The 1,614-nt window shown below is 62.0% G+C and carries 2 protein-coding genes; both read left to right on the plus strand.

All coding sequences use genetic code 11. The features are described from left to right. Positions 1 to 51 precede the first annotated feature (51 nt). Positions 52 to 1,041, plus strand: coding sequence for a TIM barrel protein (locus EN994_RS30555; protein ID WP_063170351.1), 990 nt, complete (start codon positions 52 to 54; stop codon positions 1,039 to 1,041). A gap of 41 nt (positions 1,042 to 1,082) precedes the next feature. After that, on the plus strand, positions 1,083 to 1,614 hold a 532-nt coding region (locus EN994_RS30560), incomplete at its 3' end, for a substrate-binding domain-containing protein (RefSeq protein WP_164746378.1).

Below are 1,614 nucleotides of genomic sequence, written 5' to 3' on the forward strand. Positions count from 1 at the left end.
CTTTACAAATATTTGTATTTATGTGAAGTCATGACGATTGAAGGATCGACCATGACAGCCACTCGTTTCGCCACGCGCCTGAATTCCTTTGCCTCGCGGCCGCAGGCCGAATGGCCTGATCTTACCGGCAAGCCGTCGCTGCTGCAGATGGCGGCGCGCGCCGCCAAGGTCGGCGGGCTTACCGATCTCGACCTCAACTTTCCCGACCATGTCAGTGAAAAGCCTGCGGAAATCGCCCTCAAACTCGGCGATCTCGGGCTTTCCATCAATGGCTTTGCCATGCGCTACTACTCCAACCCCGCCTTCAAGCTCGGCGCATTCACCAATCCGGATCCGGCGGTGCGCCGCGAGGCCATCGACCTGACCAAAGCCGGCATCGATGCCGTGCGTGAGGCCGGCGCCAGCCTGATGACGCTGTGGCTCGGCCAGGATGGCTTCGACTACGCCTTCCAGGCCGACTATGTGACGCTTTGGCAACACGAAATCGATGGGATTCGTGAAGTAGCCGCGCATGATCCCGACTGTCAGATCAGCCTTGAGTACAAACCGAACGAACCACGCTCCTACAGCCTGATGCCGGATGCGGCGACGACCTTGCTGGCGATCCGCGATGTCGGCCTGCCCAATCTGGGCGTCACCCTCGATTTCGCCCATGTGCTCTATGCCGACGAACAGCCGGCCTTTGCCGCGGCCCTGGTGGCGCGCCACAGCAAGCTGCTCGGCGTGCATCTGAACGACGGCTACGCCAAGCGCGACGACGGCCTGATGGTCGGCGCGGTGCACACGCTGCAGACCATCGAGTTGCTCAGGCAGATTCGCCGCGACGGTTACGCCGGCGCCATCTATTTCGACACGTTCCCCGACATGACCGGGCTCGATCCGGTGCGCGAGTGCGAAGTCAACATCGCCACCGTCAAGCGCATGCTGCGCGTCGTCGACCGGCTGGGGCAGGACAATCGCCTGTCCGCCGCCATGGACAGCCAGGATGCGGTGACGTCGCAGGCCATCATCCAGGAAATCATGCTCGGGCCGGATAGCTGAGGCATGCGCACCATTATCGTTTTCAACAAGGGAGGAATACAATGAAACTTCTGCTTGCCACGGCTACCGCCGCACTGATGGCGCTGTCGATCGGCTCTGCCTTTTCGGCCGACCTCGCGCCGCTCAATTCCGACACGGAAAAGGACCGCATCGACTGGTCGCAGGTCGAGGCCAAATTCGGCGCGTTCCCCAAGCTGCCCGAAGGCACCAAGGCAGGCGCCGTCTCCAAGACGCTGACCAATGAATACTGGCGCTCGCTGGGCGAGGGCTACACGGCATTCGGCGCCAAGGTCGGCGTTCCCGTCGTCTATCAGGCAGCGCAAAGCGAGGGCGACCAGCTCGGCCAGCTCACCATCGCCGAAGGCCTGGTGACGCAGGGCTACAACGTGCTGCTCGTCTCGCCGCAGACGGATGCCAATCTGCAGCCGATCATGGAGCAAGCCAAGGCCGCCAACGTGCCGGTGGTCAACGTCAATGACGCCGTGATCCCGCAGGCCGAACATTATGTCGGCAATGTCCAGCGCGACAATGGCGTGCGCGTCGCCAAATGGTTCATCAAGAACCGTCCGGATG

It is taken from the genome of Mesorhizobium sp. M7A.F.Ca.CA.002.09.1.1 (assembly GCF_003998555.1).
In the GTDB taxonomy this organism is placed as follows: Bacteria; Pseudomonadota; Alphaproteobacteria; order Rhizobiales; family Rhizobiaceae; genus Mesorhizobium; species Mesorhizobium ciceri.

Coding starts and splice junctions, on each gene's coding strand:
- EN994_RS30555 (WP_063170351.1), top strand. CDS start 52: ATGACAGCCACTCGTTTCGCCACGCGCCTGAATTCCTTTGCCTCGCGG.